This is a genomic window from Streptomyces anulatus (assembly GCF_000721175.1).
Classification (GTDB): Bacteria; Actinomycetota; Actinomycetes; order Streptomycetales; family Streptomycetaceae; genus Streptomyces; species Streptomyces anulatus_C.
Map to the genome: position 1 here is coordinate 1 of NZ_JOEZ01000144.1, position 267 is coordinate 267.

Annotated in this window: 1 pseudogene; it reads left to right on the forward strand. The window is 71.2% G+C overall.

From position 1 onward, the window contains the following. Positions 1 to 267, forward strand: a pseudogene (locus tag IG90_RS46590) (chitinase); the annotation flags it as partial.

A 267-nucleotide genomic window follows, 5' to 3' on the forward strand; every position in this document is an offset into this window, starting at 1 on the left:
CCGGCTGACCCCGGGCACCGAATACACCTACAGCGTCAGGGCCCGCGACACCGCCGACCAGGTCGGCCCGGCCAGCGACACCGTCACCGTCACCACCACTGGCGAACCGCCGCCGCGCGACGAGAAGCCCGGCGCACCGGGCACCCCGGTCGCCGACGACGTCACCAGCACCTCCGTCAAGCTGACCTGGCAGGCGGCGACGGACGACAACGGCATCAAGGAATACGACGTCTACCGCGGCGACACCAAGGTCGCCACCGTCACCGA